The organism is Geobacter psychrophilus (assembly GCF_056821595.1).
In genome coordinates this window covers 1649067-1673783 of record NZ_JBXDTU010000004.1, presented here as the reverse complement: position 1 = coordinate 1673783, position 24717 = coordinate 1649067, and the positions used below count along the sequence as shown (strand labels likewise).

Sequence of the window (24717 nt, the reverse complement as noted above, 5' to 3'; positions counted from 1 at the left end):
GTTAATACTGTGACCAGCTTCTGGGCTTTTGGCGGCTTCTGTGGCGATTTCATTCGTTTCACATGAAAATCCTGTCACGGCAGGGTGTTTGATATAGAATGAAGTTGCAGGTGAGTGGATTCTGAACTAAAGTGACGGTTGTAGGCATTGCAATTCGCGAGAGGAGCCATCCAATGAAAAAAAGTATCTGTCTTCTTATAATTGCTGCACACCTTTCGGCATGTGCCACATATGAGAGCAAATCCGTATCATTCAGGCCACCTCAGGATTACGCGAATTATCAGAACACCTCCGGTCTGCTGGTCGGAGCTGAATCCTTTGCCGACCCAAAACAGGCTGAGCAGGCGTTCGGTTTTGACATTCGCGCAGCCGGCCTTCTGCCGGTCCAGGTTGTGTTGGATAACAAAAGCGGTCAAGGCGTTGAGGTCGTTTCCGGACAGACATTCCTGATTGACGAGACCAACCGCTACTGGAAGATCCTTACAAATCGCGAAGCTGCGGACAGGGTGCAAAAAGCGACTGATGCCGGAGCAATAGCCGCAGGAGCCGGTAAAGGGGCAGCCTATGGTGCTGCTGCAGGAGCTTTGCTGGGTCTGGCGATTGGTGTCGTATCCGGCCGTGAAGTTGGTTCGGCTGTAGTTAAAGGCGGTGTTCTGGGCGGGGCGGGCGGAGCGGTAATCGGGGGAGCCAACAAGGCTGGCGACGATCGCCAGCGGGAATACAAAATAGCTGACGATATTCGCGACAAGGGAGTGGAAGGCAAAATCATGCAGTCAGATTCTTTGGCAAGTGGTTTTATCTTTTTCCCTGGAGAAGTATCTTCAGCGAAAGAATTGCGATTACAGATCAAATTCCGGGGTGACGGAAGGGTCCAGACCCTCAATCTGAAACTTCGCTAGACCGACACGCCGAATTTGCTGCGAAGATAGCTGTGCCGCTGGTGCGGTTTTCGGCGAGTCATGTATCCGGATAGAAAGAACGAAGCCCAAATGATTTCTTCAATTAAGACACAACCACCTGCATCATTGGGCTACAGAATCGAACGTGAAGAGGGTTTGCGGCTGTTGGCGGGTGATGACCTGCTTGCCCTTGCTGCGCGTGCCGACGAAATACGACGCATTCTGCATCCTGAAAACAGGGTCACGTTTGTTGTTGATCGTAATGTGAATTACACCAATATTTGTGAAACGAAATGTTCGTTCTGTGCCTTTTACCGGGATAAGTCGGCTGTGGATGCATACGTACTGCCGCAGGAAGAAATTTTCGATAAAATTGATGAATTGGTTAGTCAAGGTGGCACGCAGTTGCTGATGCAGGGCGGCCTCAATCCTGATCTGACAATTGATTTTTTTGAGGATCTGTTCCGAAAGATAAAGTCCCGCTATCCGTCCTTGCAGAATCATTCTCTCTCGCCTGCCGAAGTTGTCTGCATTGCGTCACATTCAGGGTTGACCCTTGTTGAAACTATCTTGCGGCTCAAGGCTGCCGGGCTGGATTCAATCCCTGGTGGCGGTGCAGAGATTCTGGTTGACGAGGTGCGTGGCAGTATCTCGCCGAAAAAAATCGGTTGGCGCCAGTGGGCCGACGTCATGCTCAAGGCTGCTGAACTGGGTATGCCCACGACAGCGACAATGATGTTCGGGAGCCGCGAGAAACCCGAGGATATCGTCGAGCATCTTTTCCGGATCCGCGAGTTGCAGGATGCCGGCGGATCCTTTACCGCCTTTATTCCCTGGACCTATCAGCCTGGAAATACCGAGCTGGGAGGCACGACCGCCAGTGGCGTCGAATACCTCAAGGTGCTGGCGCTGTCGCGGATCGTACTGGACAATATAGCGAACATCCAGGCCAGTTGGGTAACCCAGGGGGCCAAGATGGCACAGGTGGCTCTCTTTTTCGGCGCCAATGACCTGGGCGGAACCATGCTGGAAGAAAACGTGGTAGCCGCTGCAGGATGCAGCTTCCGCATGTCGAGTGACGAGATGGTTGCCTTGATCAAGGGGGCCGGTTTTGTGCCGGCCCAGCGAAGCACTACTTACAACATAATCAGGGAGTTTACGGTTTGACGCCTTTTACAAAACATGAATGTGAAATCATCACCAAAGCTGAGCGATTGTCCGAGGTGGCAGCGATACTGTGCCAACAGTCCGAGTTTGCGGTTGACCTTGAAATGGATTCGCTCCACCACTACCAGGAGAAGGTCTGTCTGATTCAGGTCTCAACCCGCAGCGAGAGCTGGCTGATCGATCCGCTGGCATTAAAGGATTTATCCCCTTTGGCGGCGCCTTTGGGAGATCCCCGTATTCTGGTCGTGATGCACGGTGCTGACTACGACATCCGTTCACTTCATCGTGATTTCGGTATCGAAGTGCAGAATCTGTTTGACACCATGCTTGCCTCACGGTTTCTGGGTATTTCTGAATTCGGACTGGCGGCCCTTCTCAGGGCGCGTTTTGGGATCGAACTGAACAAGAAATATCAAAAAGCCGATTGGAGCAAGCGTCCGCTCAGCCCGGAAATGAGTGCCTATGCTGCAGCGGACACATCCGATCTGCTCCCGCTGTATGACCAGCTCAGTGCCGAGTTGATTGAAAAAGGCCGCTTGAGCTGGCTTGAAGAAGAGTGTCGGTTGTTGTGCCAGGCTCGGGTCTCTGAAAAAGAAGGGCCATTATTTCTCTCCTGCAAGGGGGCCGGCAAGCTCAAGGGACGCACCCTTGCGATCCTTGAGGAGTTGCTGCAGTTGCGTGACCGTCAGGCCTGTGAGCTTGATCGTCCACCGTTCAAAGTCCTCTCGGCGGAGACGCTGCTGGAGGTCGCTGAAAAACGACCCCGCACCTTAAGTGATCTGACCGGTATCAAAGGCATGACACCCGGCCAGATTCAGCGTTTCGGCGACAGGATCCTATCTGCAGTCGCAACCGCCCTCGCTTTGCCGGAGAACAGGTTGCCGGTCTTTCCCCGCCAGAGACGGGAAGAGCCGACTGACGGCACCAAAGATCGCATCAAGCGCCTGAAAATCTGGCGTGAACAGCATAGCAGCTCGCAGGGTCTTGAGCCTGGAGTGGTGGCTCCCAACTGGCTGCTGGAGACGGTCGCCGATGCAAATCCTGTATTGGTATCAGAGCTGGATGGCGTTGCGGGGATGCGTGACTGGCAGAAAAGATTGTATGGCCAGGAACTGCTGCAAGAGTTGGCAGCGGGATAATAACGGGAGTAGAACATGGATCAACTCTACCTGAGCATCGTCGTACCGGTATACAACGAAGAATCCAATCTCGCTCCACTGATGGAGCGACTGTATCCTGCGGCTGTAGCTACGGGCAAGTCGTTTGAGATACTATTTACCAATGACGGCTCCCGTGACCGTTCACTGGACATACTGCGTGGCATGGTCGACCGGTATCCGGGGGTCAAGGTCATCGAGTTCAACGGGAATTTCGGCCAGCACATGGCCATTCTGGCCGCCTTCGAGATGTCTCAGGGGCAGATCATAATCACTCTGGATGCCGACCTGCAGAATCCGCCCGAGGAGATTCCGCGTCTGGTGGCAGAGATCGAGAAGGGCTACGATGTTGTGGGTACCATCCGCCAGAAGCGACAGGACAGCCTGTTTCGGAAAATGGCATCCCGGATTGTCAACATTACGACCAACAAGATGACCGGCATGAAGATGAACGATTACGGGTGCATGCTGCGCGCCTATCACCGCAACATCATCGAAAACATCAACCGTTGCGGCGAGTCCACCACCTTTATCCCGGCACTGGCACAGACCTTCGCTTCCAACCCCACGGAAATCGAGGTTGCCCACGCCGAGCGAGCCGCCGGCGAAAGCAAATATTCGCTGTACAATCTGATCCGGCTCAATTTCGATCTGATGACAGGTTTTTCCGTGGTGCCGCTGCAACTGTTTGCCCTGTTCGGCATCATTACCTCTGTTCTGTCCCTGGCCTTTGCCTTTTTTCTGCTGGTGCGCCGCTTCATCGTCGGCGCCGAAGTTGAGGGGGTCTTTACCCTGTTCGCGATACTGTTCTTCTTCATCGGTATCATTATCATGGGGATCGGTATCGTTGGCGAGTATGTGGGCAGGATCTATCAGGAAGTTCGCAAGCGGCCGCGGTTTGTGGTCAGAAGGACCTACGGCTTTGAGCAATAACCGATTAGTCGTCTGCGCCTACCACAACGTGGGATATCGCTGTATCAGCGAGCTCCTGCGTCAGGGGTCCGAGATCGCCCTGATCTTTACGCACGAGGATTCACCAACTGAGGAGATCTGGTTTGACTCGGTGCGTGATCTGGCTGATCAGCACGGCATTCCATACCTGACAAGTGACATCAATGAACCGGGAAACGTGGAACGGCTGCGGGAGATCGCGCCGGATTTCATCCTCTCCTTCTACTACCGCAACATGATCTCACCGGAGATCCTGGCCATCCCTTCCAAGGGAGCATTGAACCTGCATGGCTCGTATCTTCCGAAATATCGCGGGCGGGTGCCGGTAAACTGGGCAGTCATCAATGGCGAGAATGAGACCGGGGCCACGCTGCATTACATGGTGGAAAAGCCGGATGCCGGCGATATTGTTGATCAGGAAAAGGTAGCAATCGCCTTCACCGACACCGCCCACGACGTGTTTGCCAAGGTCACTGCTGCTGCGGAATCGATTATTGCCCGTGCCTGGCCGCTGCTGCGTGACGGCACAGCCACGCGAACTCCGATGAATCTGTCCGAAGGAAACTACTGCGGCGGCCGCAAACCGGCCGATGGCCGTATCGACTGGACTGGGAGCTCAGTGCAGGTTTACAACCTGGTCCGGGGCGTGACTCACCCGTATCCGGGTGCTTTTTCGTTTCTTGAAGGCAGGAAGGTCATCGTCTGGCAGGCCTGGCCGCTGGAGGGAAGTGGATTGCCGGGACAGATTGTGTCGCGCAGCCCGCTGGTGGTCGCTACCGGTCACGGGCTGCTGGAGATTCGATCCCTGCAGGTCGAGGGTGAACAGGAATGCAGTGCAGCAGATTTTATTTCGAACCATTCAATAACAAGTACATCTTTTGAGGAGAATTCATGAAAGTCCTTATTCTCGGCGTTAACGGTTTTATCGGCAATGCCCTTACACATCGCATCCTCACTACGACAGACTGGGAAGTCTTCGGGCTGGACATGGCCTGCGACAAACTGGATCGTTCACTGGGTGATCCCCGCTTCCACTTCCTGGAGGGTGACATCACCATCAACAAGGAATGGATCGAGTACAACATCAAGAAGTGTGATGTGATCCTGCCGCTGGTTGCCATTGCGACACCGGTGACCTACGTCAAGGACCCGCTGCGGGTTTTTGAGCTGGATTTTGAAGAGAACCTCAAAATCATCCGCCTCTGCCACAAATACAACAAACGGGTCATCTTTCCTTCTACCTCGGAAGTTTACGGCATGTCGCCCGATACCGAGTTTGATGAAGAGGACTCACCGCTCATGCTGGGACCGATCGCCAAGGAGCGCTGGATCTATTCCTGTGCCAAGCAGATGCTTGATCGTGTCATTTATGCCTATGGCAATCACGAAGGGCTGAAATTTACCCTTTTTCGCCCCTTCAACTGGATCGGACCCAAGCTGGACAGCATCCACACCGCCAAAGAAGGCAGTTCCCGCGTTCTGACCCAGTTCCTCTACGACATCCTGGCCGGTGAACCGATTCAGTTGGTGGACGGCGGCAACCAGCGCCGCTCCTTCACCTACATTGAGGACGGAATTGACTGCCTGATGAAGATCATCGCCAACGAAAACGGTTGTGCCGATGGGAAAATCTTTAATATCGGCAATCCGGCCAATGATCTTTCTGTCAAGGAACTGGCCCACAAGCTGCGTGACATGGTGGCGGAGTTCCCGCTTTACCGCGAGAAGGCCGAGAAGTGCATCATTGAGGAGGTCAGCTCGGACACCTTTTACGGCAAGGGCTATCAGGACATGTTGACCCGCGTGCCATCGGTCAGGCGAGCCAAGGAGTGTCTGGGGTGGGAGCCGGTGACGAGTGCCGATGATGCCCTGCGCAAGACCCTGGAATTCTACCTGGTGGATGAGCGGGAGAAGCTGTCGGAATTCCTGTAAAAAATGAATAGACGCGGTTTCACCCTGATAGAAATTGCCGTGGTGATGGCGATCATCGGCATGGTGCTGATGCTGGTGATACCGCGCCTGCCGTCGTCCGATAGCGAGAATCTGAAAATATCCGCCAGAACACTGGCTTCAACGCTGCGCTATATGCAGGACCGGGCCGCCACGGGCCGAGCGACCTATTACCTGCGCATGGAACCGGGGACGGACAGTGTGAAGGTGTTGGAAGCGGCGGCAGACGGCAGCGAAAAGCGGCCGGACGATCCATTGCTTCAGAAGCGGCCGGTCAAGGAAGGCATCATCCTAGCGGATGTGACCATCCCCCGTCTGGGCAAAATCAACGATGGCCAGGTTCGTTTGGACGTGGCAGCGGGCGGTTTGCGGGATTTTGTGGTTATTCATCTGCGTTCGCCTGACAACAGGTTCTGGACTGTGATGGCGTTCCCGGCGAGCGGCAAGGTCAAGGTCTACGACGGTTACCGGGAGGAGGCGCTGTGAGGGGCTTCACCCTGCTGGAAGTGATGGTAGCATTGGCCATCATGGCGGCTGTTATTCTGACCGTGCTTGAATCGGTCAACTACCATCTCGACATACTGTCAGCAGAACGTGACAGTACAACGCTGACCATCCTGGCCAGGACCCGATTGATTGAACTTGAACAGCAAGCCGGCGCGCTGAAAAAGAGTGAGGGTACCTTTAGCCCCCTTCATCCGGATGTTACCTGGCGGGCCGAGCTCGTTGCAACCCAGTACCCTTTGTTGCAGAAGCTGGTGGTCAGGGTTCAGCGCAGTGGTGATAAACGGGAGGTGGCGCTTGTGCGTTACGTCCTCAAATAAGGGTTTCACGCTGCTGGAAATTCTGGTTGCCGTCGTATTGCTGGGGATACTCACCGCTGCCGTGTACGGGAGTTATTTTACCGTTCTGCGGGCCAGGGAACGTGCTTCCGAAGGGATGGAGGCCCGTCGCGAGCTGGGCGGCACCCTGGACCTGATCAGGCGGGAATTTGCCGCTGTTGCCTACAGTCGAACTGATAAGCGCCTGCGCTTTGTTGTCGAGGACCGGGATCACTTTGGCAAGCCGGCCTCCAACCTGGAATTGACAACCATGACTCCACCATCGGGCCAGGGTCGGAAAGAATCGGGCATCATCGCTGTCCGCTACCGCATGGATGACCTGGACAAACAACGGATACTGACCAGACGGGAGCAGGATATCTTTTTCGAAGCCCCTGATGCCAAGGGTTACCCGCAGATGGAGCGGATCAGCAGTTTTCTGGTGGAATGCTATGACGGCTCGAAGTGGGTCAGGAGTTGGGACACCGCTTTGAACGGTGCCCTGCCGAAGATGCTGCGCATTACCGTGCAGGTTGTAGAAGACGGCCAACAGGTCGAGTTCACTGCCCTGGCGCCTTCCATGGTGAGCGCCCAATGAAAGGAAAGAAGGGTTTTGCCCTGGTCATGACCCTGGTTTTGACTGCCCTGATGGTAGCGGTTCTGGTGGAAATGATTCATCAGATTTATGTCGATGTTTCCATCAGCCGCGGCTTCCGTGATGGTCAGCAGGCTTCGCTCCTGGCCGAGTCAGGCGTAACCGGCGGCACGAAGCTGCTCCAGGTGTCCCTGCAGGGAAAAGAGTACACATCACTGACCGATGCCTGGGCCGCGCCCATCAAGCTGGATGATGAAACCGGTACTATTGAAATATCCATTACTGAGGAAAGCGGCAGGATCTGTCTCAACGGCTTGATTACGCCTATTGGGGACGATGAACCGGACACTTTGGCTGTCTTGCAAAGACTCTGCAAGCGGTTGCAGCTACCGGAAAACATCTGGAATGCCCTGGCGGACTGGATGGACAGCAACTCCGTGCCGCGTACCAACAGCGCGGAGACGCCCTATTACCGGGCGCTGAAACCGCCCTATGCTGCCGCCAATGCCAAGCTGGCGACAATTGCCGAGTTGTCGCTGGTCAAGGGGTTCACGCCGGAGATCGTTGACAAGTTGCGGCCGTTCGTTACCGTCAGTGCAGATCCGGATTGGATGCCTGGTACCATGGCCAAGGTCAACATCAACACGGCTTCCAAGGAAGTGCTCTCAGCTCTGGATGCGGGAATTGACGACCGTATGGCGGAACGTATCCTGGAAGAACGACGCCTGCAACCATTCAAGACCCTCGGTGAGCTCTCGCGGATAGCTGGTGGTGAAACAATTGCTAATAAACTGGGTCGAATCGCAAGCGTCAAGGGCACTCTTTTCAGAATAACCTCAGTTGCCCGGGTAAAAGAGACAGCCCGGACAGTAGAGGCTGTGCTGCAGATGTCCGGCGGGACGCCTGTACTGCTCTCGTGGCAGGAATATTGATCAAATGAACATGGGAACACTATGGACTACCTGATAATCAGGATCACAGAGGACAATGTTGCTGCTGCCCGGTTTACAATCTCCGGGCGGTCGGTTGCACTGGGCGGCGCAGCGAAATTTGCTCTCGACAATGAAACGGTCCTGTCCGCGGTTGCAGCGCAGATCGCCTCCGGTATCAGCGGTTCTCCCCGGGTTGTGGTGTGCCTCCCTCCGGCACTGTACGCGCAGCGGACCGTGGAATTGCCGCTGACTGACCTGCGCAAGGTGCGTGAGATACTGCCGGCCCATTTGCAGGGCGAGATTGCGCTGCCTGCTGAAGAGGCTGTCTTTGATGTGCTGCCGGCCAGCGATGGCAGGTTCCTGGCATTATGGGCTAAGCGAACCGAAATCGCCCTGGCTGTCGATCTGTTTCGTGAAGCGGGCTGCGAACCGCAGATTGTCAGCGCAGAGGCCTTTGGCTGGGCCTACCTGCCCGGTATCCCGCCTGATTGCGTGGTGAGCGACGGTACGGCCGTGGCGGTCATCGCGGAAGGTCGGCTTGCATATCTGCGGGCGCTGGATGGTGCCGAGCCCCGCAAACAGCTTGCCGCAACCCTGGCTGCTCTGGAGCTGTCCGCCGGTGGGCTGCCGACCCGTTTGCTGGTTTTTGGCGAACAGGTCGAACAGTTGACCGCCATGGTCGGACTCCCGTTGGAGATTGAACAGCTGGAACTGCCGGACGACCTGGCGTCCATGTTCAGAACTGAAGATGCTTTTCAACAGCTGGCCGGGCTGTATGCCGTGGCGCGTGCCTGCCACGCCGGAGGCCTTCCGGACTTTCGGCGGGGTGACCTGGCCTGGACCGCCGGCAGCAAGAAACTTCGCAAAAAACTTGTCCTGACCGCTGTGCTGCTGGTTGTTACGGTTGTGCTCCTGTTCGTCTACAAAGGTTTGCAGTACCGTGCTGTCAAAGCAAATATCGCATCCTTGAACAGCTCTATATCGACTCTGTACCGTGAGATATTCCCGAACCGCACCAAGGCGGTGGATGAGTTGGCCGAGGTGCGGGGCGAGCTCAGGAAGCTGGCCGGCGGCGAAAGCAGCGCTGCTGTGCTGGATGTTTTCAAGAAGCTGGCCGAGGCCAAGGGGACGACCATTAACGGTCTCTACGAAGCCGAGTTGGAAGGGCGCACGCTGCGGGTAAAGGGCGATGCCCGTTCTGCCCAGGCGGTCAGCGAGTTCAAGACCGCCCTGGCGGGACTGATGTCAGCGGTCGAATCGGGCGAGATCAAGAGCCGCCCTGACGGCACGGTCACCTTTTCTCTGTCCGGCATGCTCAAGGAGACCAGCAAATGAGACGTCTTGCCCCGCTTGTTGATATGTGGCGCAGCCTGGATGCGCGCAGCAGACTGTGGTCGGGGTATGCCCTGATCGCCCTGCTGGGTGTTATCCTGGGATGGTCGTTCCTGGCAGCGAAAACAACAGAACTTGAACGCAAGCGCGCGGCCCGTGAAAACGTATTAAAGGAATTGCTGCCGCTCAAGTTCGCGTATCGCACGGCCCGGATGTCAGCTGAGCAGCTGTCCGGAAGGATGGCCATGCTGCGTCCGGAAGATACCCCTGCCAAAATCATTGAAGAGATCGGTATCAGGGGCAAAGGCGTTAAAATTACTCCGCTCAAGGGGGAGGAGCGCATAGGTTTCGTGGAGGATGCGGCCGATGTGCGCATTGAGGGGGTGACGGCCAACGAAATGCTCAACCTGATCTACCGACTTGAAAAGGGGAGTCGCCCCATAACGATAAAGAAAAGCAACATGCGGGTGCGCTTTGACGATCCGTCGCGCTTTGATCTGGCATTGACGATCGCCCTGCTCAAGCCGTTGCCGAGCCCGGCCAGGTGAGGAATTACCCGCGATTGGTGCGAGGGATAGTGCTGTTTTTGGCCGCGCTTGGCCTGTTTCTGATTCTGGTGTACCTATTCTTTCCTACCAGCCGCATCAATACAGCTGTTGCCCGGGCTCTTTCGACACAGGGGCTGAGTCTGGCCCCCGGGGCACATAAAACCATGCTGCCCGGACTGGCCTGGGACAACGCTGCGCTGGCTTCCGAACAGGGTGCTCTGGTCAGTTTCACCCGGCTGAATGTACGGCCGTTGCTGCTGCGATTGTTGACGGGGCGGGCAGTGTTTCGTTCCCAGGCTGCTATTGGCGCCGGCCACCTCAACCTGGACTACGGCCTGACCGGACGTGAAGCGCTTATTCTCAAGGCGGATGGGATCGGGCTGGGAGAGATTCCCTTTTTTCAATCCGTGCTGAAGGCCAGGGCCGGCGGCGTTCTGCGGAGTTCGGGCAGCGTCATGCGGGATACAAAAGGCTTGAATGGGGAATTTCAGTTTGAAGTACAGCAACTGGAGTTGTCTGGAGTAAAACTGGGCGCCTTTGCTCTGCCGGATGTTTCAAAGCTGACGTCGCAGGGCATGGTACGGGTTACGGACGGCACGGCCCGTTTGGAGAGCTTTACCCTTCAGGGCGCCGGGATTTATATGCGCTTGTCCGGCGATCTGCCCATGACGGCCAATGCGCCGCTTAACCTGGTGCTTGAGATTATGCCCAAACCGGAATTTTTGGACTCGCAAAAACTGGTTTTTTTGGTGCTGGCCAAGTATTCGTCGTCGCCGGGGGTTTACCGGGTACCCATCAGGGGAACGTTGTTGAAGCCTGAAATAATCTAGGTGCCGTTACGAAATAACCGTTACATTCTTGTTGTTTTGTTACGGCACCTTATGCCGTTTTTGCCATGGAATATGTGACAGTTATTTTATTCCGACGGCTTAGTGCGTGAACGCACTATCCCGATTTAGGTGTAGTAAGTTACATATTCTTTTCTGCTTTTTTCTGGCAGTATATACAATGGAATGTACACGATCCTGTTTGTCAGGGCTGGTTCCTGTCAATTGTGGAGAGGTAGAGCTATGGCGCTAAAACTTGGTGAGCTGCTGCTTAACGAAAAAATGATTACGAAGGATCAGCTGGAAGAAGCTCTCAAAATCCAGATGATTTACGGCATCAGGCTGGGAAGCAGTCTGGTCGAGATGGGATACATTGACGAAGATGTGCTGGCAGGTCTGCTGAGCAAAAAACTGGGGGTTCCCTGTGTCGGTCGCAAGGAACTTGCGGCACTCCCCAAGGAACTGCTCATGAAATTCCCCCGCCAGCTGGTCGAAGCGTACCATGTGGTGCCATTGAAATTGGAGGGCAATCGCCTGAGCCTGGCGATGATCGACCCGACTGACTTTGCTGCCATTGAGGAAATCGGGTTTGTCACCGGCAACGTGGTTAAGCCGTACATTGCCCCGGATGTCCAGATCTCACGGGCTCTGGCCAAATATTACCAGATCATAAGCTGTGAATTCCGCTACCAGCAGCTGGCGGACCAGAGACGTAAAAGCGGAATCGGTGAGGTGGGCATGCCGGCGACCATTACCATGCCGGCCTTTACCGATTCCGGTGAGCTGCTGAATGTCACCATCCCGGTCGAGTTTGAGGGTTTCGCCAGCATGCATGGCGACGAGCCGGATAATGTGTACATGCTTTCGGAAGATGTGAGCCGCTATACCGTTGACCGGGTTTCAATGGATTTTGCGGCTGCCCGTACACGCGATGATGTGGCCAATGTCTTTATCAAGTACCTGGGGCAGGAGTTTAGCACCGCAGCCCTGTTTATTGTTCGTGCGAACGCTGCAGTAGGCTGGCGCGGGGTCAGTAATGGTGAAAATGTTCCCGGTTTTGACGAAGTGAGCCTGTTGTTGAGCAAACCTTCGGTGCTTTATGATGTGATTGAAAACAGAACGTTTTCCATGGGGACACTTGTCAATACGCCTGAAAACCGGCTGATTCTGAAGGAATTGCAGCTCCGCTCCGAAACGTCTCTGCTGGTACTGCCGGTAATCATGCTTAACAAGGTCGTGGCGGTCGTGCTGGTAACGGCCGACATGGAAGCCCTCGGTCGTCGCCTGACCGAGTTGCAGAGGCTGGTGCGCAAGGCTTCGCTGGCCTTTGAGATGCTGATCATCAAGAACAAGATCCTGATGACATGAACATTGGCCTGATGGGCGGTACATTCAATCCAATACATCTTGCCCACCTGCGGATTGCGGAGGAGGCGCGGGAATTGTTGGGACTCCAGCGGGTGGTATTCATACCGGCCGCAGATCCGCCCCACAAGCCGTTGGCTGGCGAGATCGCCTTCTCGCAACGCTGCGAGATGGTCAGGCTGGCCATTTCCGGTAATCCGGCCTTTGAGCTGTCCGACATAGAAGGGCAGCGCCCAGGCAAGTCGTATTCCATTGACACGATCAGCTATTTCCAGGCGCAGTTCCCCGGGGACCAGCTGTATTTTATCATCGGCAGCGACTCGTTTATTGAGATCGGTATGTGGCATCGTTATGCGGAGATTTTTCGAGCATGCAATCTGATCGTGATTGAACGTCCCGGCCGTCCGGTTACGGACCCAATGGCAGCGCTGCCGCTTGCTGTCAGAGGTGAGTTTGACTATATTCCTGAAACGCACCGGCTGCAGCATGTATCCGGACAGTTTGTGCACTTTCTGAAGGGCTGCCCGCTGGATATTTCATCTACGGAAATCCGCCAACTGGTGGCCAGCGAGCGTTCGATTACCTATCTTGTCCCATCCACCGTGGAAGCATATATCAACACCCAAAGGATCTATACCGAATGCCTGTAAAGAAAACAAAAACAACAGAAGCTGCACTTGCACCCCTGAGTTCTCCGGAGCGCGCCCTGAAATGTGCCGAACTGGCCTTCGACAAAAAGGCCTATGACATCCGCGCCCTGGATATTTCCAAGGTCTCGTCAATCGCCGATTTTCTGGTGATCATCTCCGGAAGTTCTGATCGCCAAAATCAGGCTATTGCGGACAGTATCCGCATCGGCCTGAAGAAATACGGCAAGGTCAACGACATAGAGGGCGCCAACGAAGGCAAGTGGATCGTCATGGATTACGGTGATGTGCTGGTCCATATTTTCCATGATGAAATGCGCCGTCGCTATGACCTGGATGGTCTGTGGAGCATGGCGCCGCAGTTGGAACTGCCCAAGGCGATCCGCGAGGCCCACAAGGAATCCGATTTTTGAAAATCAGGATTCTGCTGGTTGGCAAGAGTCGTGATGCCTGGGTTAAAGAAGCCATTGCCGAATACACCGGCCGTCTCAAGCACTATGCACCGCTGGAAGTGTGCGAAGTGCGCGATGAAAAGGGTGCCGAGGCTGAGGAGATGCGGCGACGCGAGTGCGAACGGCTGGAGAAGCAGATTCCGGCCGGTGCAGTGCTGATCCTGCTGGATGAGCGCGGCGACCAGATGACATCACCTGATCTGGCCGCTTTCATCGGCAAACAGCGCGACAGCGGCACTGGCGAGATGGTCTTCGTCATCGGCGGTGCCTATGGATTTTCAGAAGAGTTCCGCCGCCGCGGGCGCCTGCTGGCGTTGTCAAAGATGACCTTTACCCACCAGATGGTGCGTGTGTTTTTGCTGGAACAGGTGTACCGGGCGTTTACGATCTTGAATGGCGAACCATATCATCATTGAACCGAAAGGTAATTCCCATGAAAAAACCACTGATCCTGATGATCCTTGACGGCTGGGGGATCAACCCCAACCCGGCCCATAATGCCGTTGCCCTGGCGAAAACCCCCAATTTGACCGGATTGCTGAGAGAATTCCCCCATGTCCCGGTTCGCACCTCCGGCATGGCGGTGGGCCTTCCGGATGGCCAGATGGGCAACTCCGAGGTCGGACATCTGAATCTGGGGGCCGGTCGGGTGGTGTATCAGGAACTGACCCGCGTGACCAAATCCATTCTGGATGGGGACTTCTTCAGCAATCCGGTTCTTCTTGACTGCATCGCCAAGATCAAGGCGTCCGGCGGTCGGCTGCACCTGTCCGGATTGCTGTCGGACGGTGGGGTGCATTCCCATAATACCCACCTGTATGCCCTGCTGGAGCTGGCCAAGCGCGAAGGTCTGCAGGAGGTTTATGTGCACTGCCTGCTGGATGGCCGCGACACGCCTCCGCAAAGCGGTGCCGAGTATCTGGCTCAGCTGGAAGCGGAGATCACGCGGATCGGCGTCGGGAAAATAGCGACCGTGATGGGGCGCTATTATGCCATGGACCGTGACAACCGCTGGGAGCGGGTGGAAAAGGCCTATAACGCCATGGTGCACGGCCTGGGTGACCTGTGTGTATCCTCGCAGGAGGCTATAATGCAGAGCTACGCCTCCAAGATCTATGATGAATTTGTCGTTCCGGCCGTAATCTGCGAGCAAGGCGCTCCTGTCGGCCAGGTGCAAGATGGCGATGGCTTCATCTTCTTCAACTTCCGTTCCGACCGGGCCCGCGAGATTACCCGGGCGCTTGCCCTGGATGGGTTTGACGGCTTCAAGCGCACCGGTTGGCCGAAACTGGCCGATTATGTCTGTTTGACCGAGTACGACGCCACCTTCAGCCTGCCGATTGCGTTTGGTTCCACCGAGCTGACCAACATCCTGGGTGGTGTGCTGGCCGATGCCGGGCTGAAACAGCTGCGCATTGCCGAAACCGAGAAATATGCCCACGTGACCTTTTTCTTCAATGGCGGCGTGGAAACCCCTTTTCCGGGAGAGGACCGTGCCTTGATCCCTTCACCGAAAGAGGTCGCCACCTACGACCAGAAGCCGGAGATGAGTGCTTACCAGGTGACGGACAAGCTGCTCAAGCTGCTGGATCAGGATCAGTACGATGTGATCATCCTCAACTTCGCCAACTGCGATATGGTCGGGCACACTGGCATTGAAGCGGCGGCTGTCAAAGCGGTCGAGGCGGTCGATACCTGTGTTGGCAGGGTTGTAGCCAAGGTGCGGGAAAAGGGGGGAGCGCTGCTGATCACCGCCGATCATGGCAATGCCGAGCAGATGCAGGATGAAAACGGAGAACCGTTCACCGCCCATACAATCAACCCGGTCTGGCTGGTGCTGGTGGATGACAGCCGCAAGGGTGCGAAGCTGCGGGAAGGTGGCTGTCTGGCCGATGTTGCGCCGACCATGCTGCGGATGCTGGGGCTTGCCCAACCGCAGGAGATGACCGGGGAGAGCCTGATTTGATGTAGATAGAACCCGATATATTGTGAATATCCAAGCCGCCCGGTCAGATCCATCCTGATTGGGCGGCTTTTGATTGTAAAGATGCCATGGATGAGGCAACGGAAGAGCGATCCGGGCCAGTATCCGCTGTAAAACAGTTGACTTCATTACGGACCTGTTCGATAAACTTACATAATTAGCGCAATGAACATGATCAATAGATGGAGGTGCCATGAAAACCGCAAAAATCCCCGCTACCAACCAGGAATTTCCCATCGGCAAGATCGTCTGCCTGGCACGAAACTATGCCGAACACGCCCGGGAGCTGGGCAACGAAACCCCGGCGGCGCCGGTGCTGTTCATGAAACCGGCCTCGTCGGTCATTGGCGATGGCGATCAGGTGCGGATCCCTCCCTATTCGCAGGAGTGTCATTACGAAGTCGAGCTGGCGCTCCTGATCGGGAAACAGTGCCGGGCGGTGCCGGCTGACAGGGCACTGGAGCATGTCGCCGGCTACGGCGTGGCCATCGACATGACCCTGCGCGACGTGCAGAACCAGCTGAAAGCCAAGGGGCTGCCCTGGGAGATTGCCAAAGGTTTTGACAGCGCCTGCCCGCTGTCTGCATTCGTCCCGGCCGCTGCGGTTCCCGATCCCCATACCCTGAACCTGAAACTGGCGATCAACGGCGAGGCCCGCCAGGATGGCTGCTCCTCCGACATGATCAACCGCATTCCCCAGATCATCGCCCACATCTCGGCCATCTTCACCCTGGAACCGGGCGATGTCATTTTGACCGGAACGCCGGCCGGAGTCGGTCAGGTGCGGGCTGGCGACGTCATGACGGCGGAGATCGGCACAGTCGGGCGCCTGACGATTCCCGTTGCGTAGCGTGTTGTAATCGCGTGCGAAAAAATCAATTCAAACATAAAAAGCGGTTTTCCAGGATAGTACGCCTGTTGCGACGGCTGCGCCCATTGGAGCTGCCGGTTACCCACCGCCACAACAGCGTCGAGCTTTTTCACGGCGGGAGACAGTTTTTTGAGGCGCTGTTCAGCGCAATCCGTTCCGCAGAGCATACGATCCTGCTGGAATACTATCTTATACACAATGATCACATCGGCAGCGGACTTGCCCATGAGCTGGCGGCTGCTGCCCGGCGCGGTGTCGTGGTCAAGCTGATCTACGATTATATCGGTTGTCTTGAAACGCCCGCCTCCTATTTCAAAAACCTTTCCAAGCAGGGCATCGAACTGCTCCCCTTCAATGTGCCCTCCTTCAAGCGCGGCGTATACTGGTTCGATAAGCGGGATCACCGCAAGATGACCATTGTCGACGGTTCCCTGGCTTTTCTGGGGGGCTTCAATATCGGTGACGAGTATGCCGGCTGTGTGGCAGACAAACAGAACTTCCGTGATCTGGGCTTCACGGTCCGGGGCGAGGCGGTCGGTGAACTGGTGTCGATATTCAACGATACCTGGCACAGTGAACGGGACGAGACTGCTGCACGGGTTGCGATAGAATGGTCCAGACACCACGGCCGGAAAATCGGGGATGCCGCGGTCAATATCATCAGCGGCGGTCCCCGTCAGCGGCGCTCCTATATCCGTGAAGCGTTTCAGGTCAATATTGCTTCTGCTGCTGAAGAAATCCTGATAGCGACACCCTACTTTGTACCCGGCCCGCGTATCATCCGCTCCCTGCTGCGGGCGGTGCGCCGGGGTGTGCGGGTGCGGCTGCTGCTGCCGGCGCGCAGTGATGTGCCGCTGGTCCTGCTGCTCGGCAGAAGCTCATATGCGACACTGCTGAGGGGTGGGGTTGAAATATTTGAAATGGAGCGGGAGATCCTGCACGCCAAGGTCATGCTGATCGACGGGGAGCGGACGGTCATCGGTTCGGCCAACCTTGACCAGCGCAGCTTCCATCGCAATTTCGAGATCAACTGCCTGGTGGATAACGTTCAGTTTGGTGGGCAGATCCGGGAGCTGCTGCTGGAGGAGATAAACGGCTCCCGTTTAGTTGAACTGGATGCTCATGAGCGGCGCGGGCCGCTGATCCGCTTCATGGAGCGGGTTGTCCGTCTTTTCAGCTGGTTTCTGTGAGGCGGGGAACTCCGCAGCATTCATGAAGTGATTTTTCTGGTGCGGCGCAGCATCCAGCAGAGCCAGAGGCGGGTGAGCAGTTCTGCCAGACCGGACGCCAAACGGGATTCGAACAGGGGTTTCAGGCGATGGTCAAAAACGTTGAGCCAGCCAGGCACAACATCATCAACAGACCACCCGGAGCGAAAAGCCTTGCGCACATCCAGCCAGAAGAAGATCTGCCAGGCATTAGCGGCGACATGACCTCCGGTGGCCTGCCAGAAGGCAATCCGCCACCGCCGATCGTGGCCGGCGATCATGCTGCGAACACCATCCAGGAGCGGAAACAGGGACAGCCGGCCGCTGACGCCACTGCAGCGGTAGAGCCCCGGCACAGCTGTCAGTAACTCGTTCCAGCCGGTTTCGACAGCATTGACGATGATCACGTTGGCCACCTGGCGCTCATAGAAGCCCTCCTGCTCGAAGCGTCGGGCCGAGGTGGAGATGTTTGCCGGCAACAGCAACCACTCGCCTTTGTCGGCCAGCAGTGCAGCCAGTCGTACATCCTCCAGGAACGGGAGCGAGCAGTCGAAGCGGCCGAGCTGTTCAAAGGTTGTGCGGTTGATCAAAAAGCCCTGATCCCCGCGGATGCAGGCGCCCCGGTTCAGGCGGGCTTTGGCCTCGTGATAGTAGTAGGCCAGGGAAGGGCTGGTTGCGCTACGGCGGAAGTGAAGTCTGAAGCGGGCGGCACAGGGTGGTGATACGCTGTTCTGCTGGTTTTTATAAGCCTGAATTCCGGTCAAAAGGGCATCGTTGCGGCTAAAGCGGGAGTCGGCATGCAAAAACAGCAGGGTGGTTCCGCTAGCAACGGCAGCACCGGTATTCATCTGGATTCCCCGGCCGCGAGGGGTTTCGATCAGTCGTAACGTGAAAAAATGGCGAGATTGCCATTTTGTGACGAGATCCAGGATGTTGTCAGTAGAGCCGCCGTCGCAGAGGATCACTTCGAAGCGGACACCTTCCTGTTCGGCGAGGCTTTCAAGCAGACCGCGCAGTTCAGCGGCATCATTCAGGAGCGGCACGATGATTGACATTTCGGGTGGAGTATTGATCATGGGCGGCAACAGTGTATCGCAATGAGGTAGAATTGCAATCCGAAGATTGGCCCGGCCTGATCGACACCCACTGCCATCTGGACCTGGAACCTCTGCGTTCAAACCTGCCGGATGTGCTTTGCCAAGCACGCCAAGCCGGAGTGAAACAGTTTGTGGTCCCGGGAGTTCATCCTGGCGGGTGGGGGCGCATGGCTGCTTTGTCAGCTCAGCATAATGAAATCTTTCCGGCCTTTGGTATCCATCCCATGCACGCTGCCATAGTGGATGACAACATCCTGTCGCAGTTGGCGGAGCGTGCAGCTGCCGGCGTAGCCATCGGTGAAATCGGTCTTGATCCGGCTTATACTGTGTCACTGGAACGACAGGAGCAGGCCTTCCGAGCCCAATTACGCATGGCAGTATCACTGGGGCTGCCGGTGCTGGTTCACTGCCGCCGGGTGTTTCAGCGGACGCTGCGGATTCTGCAGGAGGAACGGGCTCAACATGTGGGGGGCATCATGCACGCCTTTTCCGGCTCTCCTGAAATGGCCAGAGAGTTCATCCGGCTCGGGTTTGTCATTTCCATTTCCGGCGTGCTGACCAGAGCTACTGCTGTCAGGCCGCTCAGGGTCGTCCGCGAACTGCCGTTGGAGAGTATGGTCTTGGAGACCGACGCCCCGGACCTGACGCCGCAGCGCTATCGGGGTTTATTCAACCAGCCGGCCTACATCCTGGAAACGCTTCGTGAGGTGGCCATGATCAAAAAGGTTGAGCCGGTTGTAGTCGCTCAATCCAGTCGTACCGTCAGCCTTAAGGTTCTGGAGAGGATGCGGGAGTCTTGAATGCTGTATTTTTGCCGCGGGCTGTGCTAGCATTCGTTTTAAATTTATTTCAGGTGCACAGGAGTTTGCCATGAAGTTTGCCATTCTGGTGCTTTTCACGGTTTTTATGGGTCTTGAAGGGTGTGCCATGTTTGGAGCCTGGAAGAGCATCCCCCCGCCCGGCGGATGCGACCAGTGCCACACCGTTGCGATCAGCACGAACTGGCAGATTGCCTATCAGGCGGCAACGGTAGCAGATGAGCGTGGCCGTCAGTCATTTCAGACCCCGGAGTACAATCTTGCGCTTAAAGGGAAGCAGGAGTCGCCGATTGAGACGAAAAAGGTTGAGGAACTGCGGTGCTTTGAATGTCATAAGGAACCGACCCCGGCCCATCGCGACCGAAAGGGTCGATTTCATCACTGACTTCAAATTATAGATACCAGCGCGTATTAAAATTAAATGAAAAAAAACTTGACAGAAAAAAAGTTCCGAGTATATTTGGATATCGATTTTTAAAACCATGCGCATAGCGTTCAAATGGTAAATTCAAAACATGAGGTGACGTAATGAAAAAGATGATCACACTGACACTGGTACTCGCACTTGCTACTGTTTTTGCAGCCGGCTGCAAGAAAAAAGAAGAAGCTCCTGCTCCTGCACCTGCTCCTGCTGTTGAGGCACCGAAGCCTGTTCAGGCTCCTATGTCTGCTAAAGCCGGCGCAGCTCCTGCTGATGCTGCCAAGCCTGCAGAAGCTCCTAAAGCTCCTGAAAAACACTAATACCGGAAACGGAGTTGGTCTGAAAAGCCTGCGGATTTATCCGCAGGCTTTTTTTTATCCAGCAATTGGCCGGGGAGCATGAGATATGCATGAGATGTCGATTACCCAGGGGATCATTGATATCTGTGAAGGGCACGCCGGGGGTCGACGGGTGTTGTCGGTGGATGTTGAGATCGGCGAACTGAGCAGTGTGGTTCCCGAGGCGGTTGCCTTCTGTTTTGAAGCCTGCAGCCAGGATACCCTGCTGCAGGGGGCACGGCTTACGATCATCCGCATCCCCGGGAGCGGCCTCTGTTTGGATTGCGGTGCTGAGACGCCGCTTACGGCCATGTTCGGCGCCTGCCAGAGCTGCGGCAGCTACCGGGTCAGGATTGTGACCGGCGAGGAGATGCGGGTCAGGGAGATAGAGGTTGACGAATAGGAAAGGGCGCCTCTTGCGGGCGCCCTTTCTTGTGATCTACTATTTCACTAAGTACTGAATTAGTCGACGGTCGGGTTAAACTGCTCCCAATGCTCCGGTGAGCGCCACAGCCCGGATAGGATCAGTTGGCGGATGTGCAGGAATTCCTTTGGCAGCCGGTCATACATCTTGACGAAGAGCTCTTCGTGGGAAACGATCTCTTCCTTCCAGACATCACGGTCAACCGACATCAGTTCATAGAACTGCTCGCGGGTGACATTGTCCAGACCGGTCCAGTCCAGGTCTTCATAGCGCGGCATCCATCCCAGCGGGCTTTCAACTGCGGCTGCGTTGCCGTTACAACGCTCTACAATCCATTTCAGGATACGCATGTTTTCGCCATAACCCGGCCAGAGGAAGTTGCCGTTGGCATCCTTGCGGAACCAGTTGACGCTGAAGATGCGCGGTGGCTTGGGTGTCGTCCGTCCGACCTGCAGCCAGTGGGCAAAATAATCGGCCACATGATAGCCGCAGAATGGGAGCATGGCAAACGGGTCCCGGCGAACATTGCCGACTGCGCCGGTGGCGGCAGCGGTTGTCTCGGAACCCATGGTGGCGGCCAGATAGACGCCGAAGCTCCAGTTGAACGACTGATACACCAAAGGAATGACGCTGTTGCGGCGACCGCCAAAGATAAAGGCCGCCATCGGAACGCCTTTGGGGTTTTCCCATTCAGGATCGATGGAAGGGCATTGGCTGGCCGGAGAGGTAAATCGTGAATTGGGGTGGGCAGCATTCCTGCCGCAGTCCGGTGTCCATTTGTTGCCCTGCCAGTCGGTCAGGACCGGTGGCTTCACGTCGGTCATACCTTCCCACCAGACATCTCCATCCGGGGTCAGGGCAACGTTGGTGAAAATCGAGTTGGCAGCGCAGGACGCCATGGCATTCGGATTTGTTTTAGCGGATGTGCCGGGGGCAACGCCGAAGAAGCCATACTCCGGGTTGATGGCATAGAGCTGGCCATCCGGGCCGGGTTTGATCCAGGCAATATCGTCGCCGACGGTAGTGATTTTCCAGCCGCTCTTGTTGAAGTTTTCGGGTGGTACCAGCATGGCCAGATTGGTCTTGCCGCAGGCGCTGGGGAATGCGGCGCCCAGATAGGTTTTTTCGCCTTTGGGCGATTCAATGCCCAGGATCAGCATGTGCTCTGCCAGCCAGCCTTCATCCTTGGCGATCTTTGAGGCGATGCGCAGGGCCAGGCACTTTTTGCCGAGCAGGGCATTGCCGCCGTAGCCGCTACCGAAGGACCAGATGGAACGCTCCTCGGGGAAGTGGACGATGTATTTTTCCTTGTTGCAGGGCCAGGGCACATCTTTTTGACCGGCAGCAAGCGGGGCGCCTACCGAATGCAGACAGGGCACGAATTCACCATTGCCGAGTACATCGGTAACCGCCTTGCCCATGCGGGTCATGATGCGCATATTGACGGCAACATAGGGGGAGTCGGAAATCTCAACGCCGATTTTTGCTATTGGAGAGCCGAGCGGGCCCATGCTGAAGGGGATCACGTACATGGTACGGCCCTTCATGCAGCCCTTGAAGAGCTTTGTCAGGGTTTCCTTCATCTCTTTCGGATGCATCCAGTTGTTGGTTGGTCCGGCATCCTGTTTGGAGATGCTGCAGATGTACGTGCGATCTTCGACGCGGGCCACATCACCCGGATCAGAACAGGCCAGATAACTGTTGGGGCGTTTTTCGGGGTTCAGTTTTTTGAAGGTTCCGCTTTGTACCAGCTGATTGCAAAGTTCATCATACTCTTCCTGTGAACCATCACACCAATGGATCTTTTCAGGCTCACACAATGCTGCGACTTCACCAACCCACTTCAGCAGTTGGACGTTCTTTACTTCGTAACTCATACGCTGTTTCCTCCCCACGATAGTGAACTTCTTAATAACGTAGAACGGGTGCATCCAAATCCGAAATGTTTACCGACATTAAATAACACGGGGGGGGGCAAAATGCAAAAGCGTTTTATCGTTTGATGGAAAAAAAATGATAATGATGTCGTATCTATTGACATGATTATTCACTATGATGCCTGTTCAGCTACTGGTACAGTATCAGATGTAATTTTAGGCAAAGTAAAGGGGTGCGCCATGAAAAACTGTTACTCGCTGGGAATGCTTCTGCTGTTGCTTGGAAATTTTGCAGGTAGTTGCCTGGCAGCCGGAACCGAAACTGAGTCTGCCAAAACGGTTTGGGGAAGCGGCGGATCTTCTTCGGATTGGAATGCCCAGCTTTCAATCGGACAGTATGCTTCATCCGAATTGCGGGGTATTACCGGCGATCTGGCTATCAGCGATTATCGCTTGAAAATAGCACGCAACATTAAGCCCGATGATCGTACAACCCTGACCCTGGGAGGCGGATATGGACTAAAGCACATTGATGGCACTTCTTCGGCGGCATTGCCGGAGGATTTGCACGCGATTTTCATGGAGGTTGGTGGTACGTATCGCATCAATGACAGGTCTTTCGCCAGTTTAAAGCTATATCCGGGTCTCTATAGTGATTTCAAGGAGGTTGACGGTGATGCCCTGCGCATGCCGAGCTTGGCGTTGGGTGGCTACAGCTTTGAAAACGGGCTTTCTGTGGTTGGTGGTTTTATTTATCGATTCGGGTACCACTCCAGCCAGTTCATTCCTGCATTGGGATTCAGCTATCAGGCCGGTCCGGACTGGAAAATCGACCTGATTGCCCCGCGCCCCAGTGTCACCTACAACGCATCACGCCGGCTTCAACTATTTGTGGCCGGAGAATTTGCCAGCGACGAGTATGAGCTGAAGGATCGCTCGATTGGGGCCCGGGCCATAAAATACGGCGATTACAAAGGCATGGCAGGGGTCCATTATATGCCCGCTCCCGCCGTCAAGCTTTCTACGACGGTTGGTTATGCCTTTGAACGGAAATTTGTTTTTTATGACGGAAACCGGCCTGATGTGAGGGTGGACGATGCACCGTTTCTGAAGATATCACTGGAGGTGGGCTGGTAGGATATCTGTGCAGGTGTGGAAGTGACTACGAGATCAGACTTCCATGGTAAAGCCAACGTTTGCAATCTGGAATTCCTTGGGCATTTTTATCGACAGATATGCCGAAGCGGCAAAACCGGTACAATGGCTGGGTGCGACTTTTCTTATACGCCAGTTTTTCAGGGTGGAAATTGTCGTCTCAAGTTGCTCCCTGCCGCAGAACCCAAGATGTGTGCCGCCAATTACTGCATACACATCGCGCCTGTTCATGCAGTGTGCCACATGCTCCAGCGTGTTGACCACACCGGCATGGCAGCAGCCCATGAGCAGTACCAGGCCCCTGTCCGTATCCAGAATCAGTGTCTGGTCGTCAGGCGTGCTGTCGATTTTCTGTCCGCTACAGTCGCAGTAAAGCCCCCTGTCACCGATCTCGAATGCTGTTACACGTGGTACCTCTCCGCTCAGGAACATGCCCGGTGCGATCTCGCGAAAAACTGCCGACAGATTGAATCCGGCTCCGGCCTCTTCAAGCGCGTTCCTGCTGTGGGGCATGCCGATCGCCAGGCACTCTCCGGTGTCCTTTACCCGGAAGCGGGGAGTGAATATGGCCGGATGACCATACACATCTTTGGAGCCGCACTCTGTAAGCAGCGGCAGCAGTCCCCCGGCATGGTCGTAGTGGCCGTGTGACACAACCACCGTGCTGCAGAGTGACAGATCCTTGTTCAAGCGCCGGGCATTGTGCAGGAGCGTTGCTCCCTGGCCGGTATCGAACAGGAGCGGCTCGCCAACGGACGGCTCGATCAGAGCGGCAAAGCCGTGCTCACCCAGCGTGCCGGAGATGGGACCGACGGAGTTTTCACAGAGTATGGTGATTCGAAACGACATATTCAGCCGCTCTTCGGGGTACGCTGCTCACC

28 protein-coding genes are annotated in these 24717 nt (G+C 55.7%); 25 read left to right on the top strand and 3 right to left on the bottom strand.

What is annotated here, in order from left to right:
• Positions 1-173: 173 nt before the first annotated feature.
• The 20 genes from ACOCF6_RS10200 (at position 174) to cls (ending at position 17688) form a co-directional block, all read left to right on the top strand.
• The gene (locus tag ACOCF6_RS10200; RefSeq protein WP_482460277.1) at positions 174-899 is read left to right on the top strand and encodes a glycine zipper family protein; all 726 of its coding nucleotides are present in this window, start codon (positions 174-176) and stop codon (positions 897-899) included.
• A 90-nt stretch (positions 900-989) separates the two neighbouring features.
• Positions 990-2066, top strand: coding sequence for a cyclic dehypoxanthinyl futalosine synthase (mqnC, locus tag ACOCF6_RS10195; RefSeq protein ID WP_482460276.1), 1077 nt, complete (start codon positions 990-992; stop codon positions 2064-2066).
• A complete protein-coding gene (locus ACOCF6_RS10190; protein ID WP_482460275.1) occupies positions 2063-3205 on the top strand; it encodes a ribonuclease D in 1143 nt (380 codons plus the stop codon). The genes mqnC and ACOCF6_RS10190 overlap by 4 nt, the downstream gene beginning before the upstream one ends.
• Positions 3206-3220: 15 nt before the next feature.
• A complete protein-coding gene (locus ACOCF6_RS10185; RefSeq protein ID WP_482460274.1) occupies positions 3221-4156 on the top strand; it encodes a glycosyltransferase in 936 nt (311 codons plus the stop codon).
• Positions 4146-5069, top strand: a complete 924-nt coding sequence (locus ACOCF6_RS10180; protein WP_482460273.1) for a formyltransferase — start codon at positions 4146-4148, stop codon at positions 5067-5069. The genes ACOCF6_RS10185 and ACOCF6_RS10180 overlap by 11 nt, the downstream gene beginning before the upstream one ends.
• Positions 5066-6106 (top strand): bifunctional UDP-4-keto-pentose/UDP-xylose synthase, encoded by a 1041-nt coding sequence (locus ACOCF6_RS10175; RefSeq protein ID WP_482460272.1) that lies wholly within the window; start codon positions 5066-5068, stop codon positions 6104-6106. Before ACOCF6_RS10180 ends, ACOCF6_RS10175 begins: the two co-directional genes overlap by 4 nt.
• A 3-nt stretch (positions 6107-6109) precedes the next feature.
• Positions 6110-6610, top strand: a complete 501-nt coding sequence (locus ACOCF6_RS10170; protein ID WP_482460271.1) for a pilus assembly FimT family protein — start codon at positions 6110-6112, stop codon at positions 6608-6610.
• Entirely contained in the window at positions 6607-6948 is a 342-nt protein-coding gene (gene gspI, locus ACOCF6_RS10165; RefSeq protein WP_482460270.1) for a type II secretion system minor pseudopilin GspI, read from the top strand. The genes ACOCF6_RS10170 and gspI overlap by 4 nt, the downstream gene beginning before the upstream one ends.
• Complete coding sequence (locus ACOCF6_RS10160; RefSeq protein WP_482460269.1) at positions 6926-7543, top strand: GspJ family type II secretion system protein; 618 nt, start codon at positions 6926-6928, stop codon at positions 7541-7543. Before gspI ends, ACOCF6_RS10160 begins: the two co-directional genes overlap by 23 nt.
• Positions 7540-8472, top strand: a complete 933-nt coding sequence (gene gspK, locus ACOCF6_RS10155; RefSeq protein ID WP_482460268.1) for a type II secretion system minor pseudopilin GspK — start codon at positions 7540-7542, stop codon at positions 8470-8472. The genes ACOCF6_RS10160 and gspK overlap by 4 nt, the downstream gene beginning before the upstream one ends.
• 21 nt (positions 8473-8493) lie before the next feature.
• Positions 8494-9807, top strand: a complete 1314-nt coding sequence (gspL, locus tag ACOCF6_RS10150) for a type II secretion system protein GspL (protein WP_482460267.1) — start codon at positions 8494-8496, stop codon at positions 9805-9807.
• On the top strand, positions 9804-10352 hold the full coding sequence (locus tag ACOCF6_RS10145) for a hypothetical protein (RefSeq protein ID WP_482460266.1): 549 nt from the start codon (positions 9804-9806) through the stop codon (positions 10350-10352). Before gspL ends, ACOCF6_RS10145 begins: the two co-directional genes overlap by 4 nt.
• A gap of 29 nt (positions 10353-10381) precedes the next feature.
• Positions 10382-11182, top strand: a complete 801-nt coding sequence (gene gspN / locus ACOCF6_RS10140) for a type II secretion system protein GspN (protein WP_482460265.1) — start codon at positions 10382-10384, stop codon at positions 11180-11182.
• 240 nt (positions 11183-11422) lie between these two features.
• Positions 11423-12547 (top strand): GspE/PulE/PilB domain-containing protein, encoded by a 1125-nt coding sequence (locus tag ACOCF6_RS10135; protein ID WP_482460264.1) that lies wholly within the window; start codon positions 11423-11425, stop codon positions 12545-12547.
• Entirely contained in the window at positions 12544-13194 is a 651-nt protein-coding gene (gene nadD / locus ACOCF6_RS10130) for a nicotinate-nucleotide adenylyltransferase (RefSeq protein ID WP_482460263.1), read from the top strand. Before ACOCF6_RS10135 ends, nadD begins: the two co-directional genes overlap by 4 nt.
• Complete coding sequence (gene rsfS, locus ACOCF6_RS10125) at positions 13185-13604, top strand: ribosome silencing factor (RefSeq protein ID WP_482460262.1); 420 nt, start codon at positions 13185-13187, stop codon at positions 13602-13604. The genes nadD and rsfS overlap by 10 nt, the downstream gene beginning before the upstream one ends.
• Positions 13601-14059: a 23S rRNA (pseudouridine(1915)-N(3))-methyltransferase RlmH gene (locus ACOCF6_RS10120; protein ID WP_482460261.1), complete on the top strand. Its 459-nt coding sequence runs from the start codon at positions 13601-13603 to the stop codon at positions 14057-14059. The genes rsfS and ACOCF6_RS10120 overlap by 4 nt, the downstream gene beginning before the upstream one ends.
• A 17-nt stretch (positions 14060-14076) precedes the next feature.
• A complete protein-coding gene (gene gpmI, locus ACOCF6_RS10115; RefSeq protein WP_482460260.1) occupies positions 14077-15609 on the top strand; it encodes a 2,3-bisphosphoglycerate-independent phosphoglycerate mutase in 1533 nt (510 codons plus the stop codon).
• A 211-nt stretch (positions 15610-15820) separates the two neighbouring features.
• Positions 15821-16477, top strand: coding sequence for a fumarylacetoacetate hydrolase family protein (locus ACOCF6_RS10110; RefSeq protein ID WP_482460259.1), 657 nt, complete (start codon positions 15821-15823; stop codon positions 16475-16477).
• 14 nt (positions 16478-16491) lie between these two features.
• Positions 16492-17688, top strand: coding sequence for a cardiolipin synthase (gene cls / locus ACOCF6_RS10105; RefSeq protein ID WP_482460258.1), 1197 nt, complete (start codon positions 16492-16494; stop codon positions 17686-17688).
• Between the two features lie 20 nt (positions 17689-17708).
• Here the strand turns inward: cls and ACOCF6_RS10100 are convergent, their stop codons facing one another.
• A complete protein-coding gene (locus ACOCF6_RS10100) occupies positions 17709-18782 on the bottom strand; it encodes a TIGR04283 family arsenosugar biosynthesis glycosyltransferase (RefSeq protein ID WP_482460257.1) in 1074 nt (357 codons plus the stop codon).
• Between the two features lie 32 nt (positions 18783-18814).
• On the opposite strand from ACOCF6_RS10100, the gene ACOCF6_RS10095 reads away from it, so the two are divergent.
• The 4 genes from ACOCF6_RS10095 (at position 18815) to hypA (ending at position 20783) form a co-directional block, all read left to right on the top strand.
• On the top strand, positions 18815-19603 hold the full coding sequence (locus ACOCF6_RS10095; protein WP_482460256.1) for a TatD family hydrolase: 789 nt from the start codon (positions 18815-18817) through the stop codon (positions 19601-19603).
• A gap of 70 nt (positions 19604-19673) precedes the next feature.
• Positions 19674-20006 (top strand): cytochrome C, encoded by a 333-nt coding sequence (locus ACOCF6_RS10090; protein WP_482460255.1) that lies wholly within the window; start codon positions 19674-19676, stop codon positions 20004-20006.
• Positions 20007-20149: 143 nt separating this feature from the next.
• Complete coding sequence (locus ACOCF6_RS10085; protein WP_482460254.1) at positions 20150-20362, top strand: hypothetical protein; 213 nt, start codon at positions 20150-20152, stop codon at positions 20360-20362.
• An 85-nt stretch (positions 20363-20447) separates the two neighbouring features.
• Positions 20448-20783, top strand: coding sequence for a hydrogenase maturation nickel metallochaperone HypA (gene hypA, locus ACOCF6_RS10080; protein WP_482460253.1), 336 nt, complete (start codon positions 20448-20450; stop codon positions 20781-20783).
• 59 nt (positions 20784-20842) lie between these two features.
• Here hypA and ACOCF6_RS10075 read toward each other — a convergent pair whose 3' ends face one another.
• On the bottom strand, positions 20843-22681 hold the full coding sequence (locus ACOCF6_RS10075) for a phosphoenolpyruvate carboxykinase (GTP) (protein WP_482460252.1): 1839 nt from the start codon (positions 22679-22681) through the stop codon (positions 20843-20845).
• A 240-nt stretch (positions 22682-22921) separates the two neighbouring features.
• Between ACOCF6_RS10075 and ACOCF6_RS10070 the strand changes: the two genes are divergently transcribed.
• Positions 22922-23818, top strand: coding sequence for a DUF6268 family outer membrane beta-barrel protein (locus ACOCF6_RS10070; protein WP_482460251.1), 897 nt, complete (start codon positions 22922-22924; stop codon positions 23816-23818).
• Between the two features lie 33 nt (positions 23819-23851).
• On the opposite strand, the gene ACOCF6_RS10065 is transcribed toward ACOCF6_RS10070, so the two are convergent.
• Complete coding sequence (locus tag ACOCF6_RS10065) at positions 23852-24685, bottom strand: MBL fold metallo-hydrolase (RefSeq protein WP_482460250.1); 834 nt, start codon at positions 24683-24685, stop codon at positions 23852-23854.
• Positions 24686-24717: the final 32 nt, after the last annotated feature.